The organism is Pelomicrobium sp. G1, assembly GCF_051905455.1.
Taxonomy (GTDB): domain Bacteria; phylum Pseudomonadota; class Gammaproteobacteria; order Burkholderiales; family UBA6910; genus Pelomicrobium.
The window spans coordinates 166,046-171,434 of record NZ_JBQACR010000008.1; the positions used below are offsets into that span (position 1 = coordinate 166,046).

Consider the following 5,389-nt stretch of genomic DNA (forward strand, 5'->3'; position numbering starts at 1 on the left):
GGTCGAGGGGTGGTGGGGCTGAGCGAGCTGGGCGAGGGTCACGGGCGAAGCCCGTGGGCCGAGACCAAAAGCTCCCTAATGGAGGAGAACGTTGCCGAGGGGCTGGTCGAGGGGTGGTGGGGCTGAGCGAGCTGGGCGAGGGTCACGGGCGAAGCCCGTGGGCCGAGACCAAAAGCTCCCTGATGGAGGGGGCGGGGGAGCCGCGCAACCCCGCCGAGATGGGCAAGCTGGCCAGGTCGGTGCTCAAGTGACGCCAGCGCGGTGCATGGCATCATACTTGCAAAGCATGGTCGTTTTCATTGCGGCGACGCCCCCTAGAGGGGATAATGTTTCGTATTGGAATCCGCCCGCGTTTCCGATGAACACATTTGGATCGCCCTATAGCAGGAGCAGCGCGAAATTCTAAGAAAAAGTCCCCGGAACGGGACCTCCCGCCGGAGCCCTGGAGCTAACCAGGACCGGCGGGGTGTTGTTGACCTGCAGCTACGCAGCGCACAAATGTCTTGCCGGTCCGCATTGCTCAACCCGATTGTCAGGCTCGAAAGGCATTTGTGATGAACGATCGAACCATCTTCTCGACCGGTTCCCGCGAAGGCGGCGACCATCGCCACCGGGTGCGGCCGACGCCCAAAGGCCGCACCGTCGATCCCAAGGCGCTGGAGGAAGTACGCGCCCTGCTGGGGGAGGAGCCCCGGCGCCGGGATCTCCTCATCGAGCATCTGCACAAGATCCAGGACGCCTATGGCCATCTCTCGGCGGCCCACCTGGCGGCCCTCGCCCGGGAGATGAACCTGGCCCTCACGGAGGTCTTCGAGGTGGCCACCTTCTACCATCACTTCGACGTGGTGAAGGAGGGCGATGCGGCTCCGCCCGCGGTCACGGTGCGAGTGTGCGAATCCCTCTCCTGCGAGCTGGCGGGGGCCCATGAGCTGATGGCCCAGCTCAAAAAGCAATTGGGTCCCGGCGTGCGCGTCATTCCAGCGCCGTGCGTCGGCCGCTGCGCCGGCGCACCGGTGGCCGTGGTAGGTCAGAAACCGATTGAGGGGGCGGAAGTCGAGCGGGTGCTCGCGGCGGTGGCGCGTCGGGAACTCAAGGACTCGCCCCCTAGAGGCATCACCTATCAGGAGTACCGCGCCCAGGGAGGCTACCGGCTGCTGGCCGAATGCCTGGCGGGCAAGCACGATCCGGAGAAGTTCCTCAAGACCATGGAGGACTCGGGCTTAAGGGGGCTCGGCGGGGCCGGTTTCCCGGCCGGGCGCAAGTGGCGCATCGTGCGCGGAGAACCTGCGCCGCGGCTGATGGCGGTCAACATCGACGAAGGCGAGCCCGGGACCTTCAAGGATCGCTACTACCTGGAGCGGGACCCCCACCGGTTCCTGGAAGGGGCCATCATCGCCGCCTGGGTGTGCGGCGTCTCCGAGATCTACATCTACCTGCGGGACGAGTACCACGGCTGCCGGGAGATGCTGGCGCGGGAGCTCAAGGCCCTCCAGCAGGATCCCCCCTGTGCCCTGCCCCCGATCCACCTGCGCCGCGGCGCGGGCGCCTACATCTGCGGGGAAGAGTCGGCGATGATCGAATCCATCGAAGGCAAGCGAGGCATGCCCCGGCTGCGCCCCCCCTACGTAGCCCAGGTGGGCCTGTTCGGCCGCCCCACCCTGGAGCACAACTTCGAGACCCTCTACTGGATCAGGGATATCCTGGAAAAGGGCGCCGGCTGGTACACCTCCCATGGTCGCCACGGGCGCACGGGCCTGCGCTCCTTTTCGGTGAGCGGCCGAGTCAAGGAGCCGGGGGTGAAGCTGGCGCCGGCCGGCATCACGGTGAAAGAGCTGATCGAGGAGTACTGCGGCGGCATGCTGGACGGCCACGAGTTCTACGCCTATCTACCCGGCGGGGCCTCCGGCGGGATCCTGCCCGCCTCCATGGGGGACATTCCCCTCGATTTCGGCACCCTGGAGCCCCACGGCTGCTTCATCGGCTCCATGGCGGTGATCGTGCTCTCGGACAAAGATCGGGCGCGGGACGCCGCCCGCAACCTGATGGCCTTTTTCCACGACGAATCCTGCGGCCAGTGCACGCCCTGCCGCGTGGGCACCGCCAAGGCCCTCGCTCTTCTGGAGAAGCCCGAGTGGGACGTGCCGCTACTGGAGGAGCTGTCCCGAGCCATGATGGACGCCTCCATCTGCGGCCTGGGCCAGGCGGCGCCGAACCCGGTGAAGAGCGTGATCAAGTTCTTTCCCAAGGAAATCGAATAACGAACCGACTCTGGCCGCGCCGCTCCAACGAGGAGAGGCGGCGCCGATCCCCATCGAAGAGGTGAGCCCATGAAGATGACCGACCTGGAAGTCCGGCCCGAAGCGATCCGATTCAAGCTGAACGGGAAGGAGGTCACCGGCTATAGCAACGAGACGATCCTGCAGACGGCCAAGCGCTACGGGATCGAGATTCCCCACCTGTGCTACAAGGAGGGCCTGCGGCCTGACGGCAACTGCCGCGCCTGCATGGTGGAGGTCAAGGGGGAGCGGGTGCTGGCGCCCTCCTGCTGCCGGCGGCCTGCGCCCGGCATGGAAGTTGCGACCGACAGCGAGCGGGCCCTGCACTCCCAGAAGATGGTGCTGGAGCTCCTGCTCTCCGACATGCCGCAGGAGCAGTACACCCTCGAGTCCGAGCTGGACCAATGGGCGCGCAAGCTCCGGGTGGGCAAGCCCCGCTTCGCCCCCCGCCCCCAGGTGTCGCCGGACCTGTCCCACCCGGCGATGGCGGTGCGGCTCGACGCCTGCATCCAGTGCACCCGCTGCCTGCGCGCCTGCCGCGAGGAGCAGGTGAACGACGTGATCGGCTACGCGTTCCGCGGCGACCGCTCCAAGATCGTGTTCGACTTCGATGACCCGATGGGCGCGAGCACCTGCGTGGCGTGCGGCGAGTGCGTCCAGGCGTGCCCGACGGGGGCGCTGATGCCGGCTCGGGACGTGGGGCTCCAGCAGGCGGACAAGACCGTGGACTCGGTCTGCCCCTACTGCGGTGTGGGATGCCTGCTCACCTATCACGTGAAGGACAACAAGATCCTCTATGTGACCGGGCGCGATGGCCCCGCAAACCACGGGCGGCTGTGCGTGAAGGGACGCTATGGGTTCGACTACGTGCATCACCGGCAGCGCTTGACCAAGCCCCTTATCCGCAAGCCAGGCGTGCCCAAATCCGCCGACTTCGTGGTGGACCCGGAGCATTGGCAGGAGGTTTTCCGCGAAGCCACGTGGGAGGAAGCACTGGATCTGGCCGCCGGCAAACTCAGGCAGATCCGGGACGCCCACGGCAAGCACGCCCTGGCCGGGTTCGGCTCGGCCAAGGGGTCCAACGAGGAGGCCTACCTGTTCCAGAAGCTGGTGCGCACGGGCTTCGGCAGCAACAACGTGGACCACTGCACCCGCCTGTGCCACGCCTCCAGCGTGGCGGCGCTCCTGGAGGGCATCGGCAGCGGGGCCGTGTCCAACCAGGTGAGCGACGTGCTGAAAGCTGAGGTGGTCCTGGTGATCGGCGCCAACCCGACGGTGAACCACCCGGTGGCCGCCACCTGGATCAAGAACGCGGCCAAGCAGGGGGTGAAACTCATCGTCGCCGACCCGCGCCGCACCGAGCTGGCCCGCTACGCCACCTATTTCCTGCAGTTCAAGCCCGACACCGATGTCGCCCTCCTGAATGCCATGATGTACACCATCGTGGAAGAGGGGCTGGTGAACGAGGACTTCATCCGCAGCCGCACGGAGGGGTTCGAAGCCCTGAAGAAAAACGTCAAAGGTTACAGCCCTGAGAGGATGGCGCCGGTGTGCGGCATTCCTGCCGAAACGATCCGGGAGGTGGCGCGCCTGTACGCCAAATCCAAGGGCTCCATGATCCTGTGGGGCATGGGCATCTCCCAGCACGTGCACGGCACCGACAACGCCCGCTGCCTGATCGCCCTCGCTCTGATGACGGGCCAAGTCGGGCGCCCGGGCACGGGGCTTCATCCTCTGCGCGGCCAGAACAACGTGCAGGGCGCTTCCGACTCGGGCCTGATCCCCATGGTGTTCCCGGACTACCAGCGGGTGGACGACGCCGAAGCCCGGGCGCGCTTCGAGAAGCTGTGGGGCACCCGCCTCGATCCCAAGCCCGGGCTCACCGTGGTGGAGATCATGAACGCGATCCTGGCGGGGGAAATCCGCGGCATGTACATCATGGGGGAGAACCCGGCCATGTCCGATCCGGACCTGCAGCACGCCCGGGAGGCCCTGGCGCGGCTGGAGTGGCTGGTAGTGCAGGACATCTTCCTCACCGAGACGGCCTATCTCGCCGACGTGGTGCTGCCCGCCTCCGCCTGGCCCGAGAAGACGGGTACCGTGACCAACACAGACCGCATGGTGCAACTCGGCCGACGTGCCCTGGATCTGCCGGGGGACGCCCGCCAGGACCTGTGGATCATCCAGGAGATGGCGAAACGGCTCGGACTCGAGTGGCGCTACGAGGGCCCCGAGAGCGGCGTTCGGGCGGTGTTCGAGGAGATGCGCCGGGCAATGCCCTCCATCGCCGGCATCACCTGGGAGCGGCTGGAGCAGGAAAGCTCGGTCACCTACCCGTGCGAGAAGGAGGGCGATCCGGGACAGCCGGTGGTCTTCATCGACCGCTTCCCCACCAAGACCGGCCGCGGCCGCTTCGTGCCGGCGGACATCGTCCCGGCGGCGGAGCGCCCGGACGAGGAATACCCGTGGGTGCTGATCACCGGCCGCCAGCTCGAGCACTGGCACACCGGCGCCATGACCCGGCGCGCGGGGGTGCTGGACGCCATCGAACCGGAACCGGTGGCCTCCCTCCATCCCCTGGATCTGGACGCCCTGGGCGTGAAACCCGGGGACCTGGTCACGGTGGAGACGCGCCGGGGCAGGATTGCCCTCTTCGCCCGCGCCGAGGAATCGACGCCGCGGGGAGCGGTGTTCATCCCGTTCTGCTTCTACGAGGCGGCGGCGAACCTGCTCACCAATCCAGCCCTGGACCCGTACGGGAAAATTCCCGAGTTCAAGTACTGCGCGGCCAAAGTGCGGCCCGGCGGCGAGGCTCCCGTCCACCTGAGCTACGGCGGCGGGCGCTCGCTGGCGGTGGCGTGACGCCGGGTCCCGGTGGGGGAGAAGGGTTTTCACTCTTGACCATGGTCAATGCCAGGAGTCGGCCGGCTGACTAACATCCCGGCCATTCTCGTGGGCCCGCCGGTTGGCCGGCCGGATCGTCGATCGAGCGGTGCGGCGGGCCCGCAACAAGCTTGAGGAGAAGGGGAAAAGAACATGCTGAGCGACATTGAAATCGCGCAACGTGCCAAGATGAAGCGCATCCGGGAGGTGGCCGAGGGGCTGGGGGTTCC

4 protein-coding genes are annotated in these 5,389 nt (G+C 67.2%); 3 read left to right on the forward strand and 1 reads right to left on the reverse strand.

Going from position 1 to position 5,389, the window contains the following annotated elements:
• The first annotated feature begins 116 nt into the window (after window positions 1–116).
• From ACTFO6_RS09860 to fdhF, 3 genes are all read left to right on the forward strand, one after another.
• Complete coding sequence (locus ACTFO6_RS09860) at window positions 117–251, forward strand: hypothetical protein (protein WP_439934284.1); 135 nt, start codon at window positions 117–119, stop codon at window positions 249–251.
• A 303-nt stretch (window positions 252–554) separates the two neighbouring features.
• On the forward strand, window positions 555–2,258 hold the full coding sequence (locus ACTFO6_RS09865; protein ID WP_439934285.1) for an NAD(P)H-dependent oxidoreductase subunit E: 1,704 nt from the start codon (window positions 555–557) through the stop codon (window positions 2,256–2,258).
• A gap of 69 nt (window positions 2,259–2,327) precedes the next feature.
• Complete coding sequence (gene fdhF / locus ACTFO6_RS09870) at window positions 2,328–5,138, forward strand: formate dehydrogenase subunit alpha (RefSeq protein WP_439934286.1); 2,811 nt, start codon at window positions 2,328–2,330, stop codon at window positions 5,136–5,138.
• Window positions 5,139–5,183: 45 nt separating this feature from the next.
• Here fdhF and ACTFO6_RS09875 read toward each other — a convergent pair.
• A partial coding sequence (locus ACTFO6_RS09875) for a hypothetical protein (RefSeq protein ID WP_439934287.1) occupies window positions 5,184–5,389 on the reverse strand: 206 nt, incomplete at its 5' end.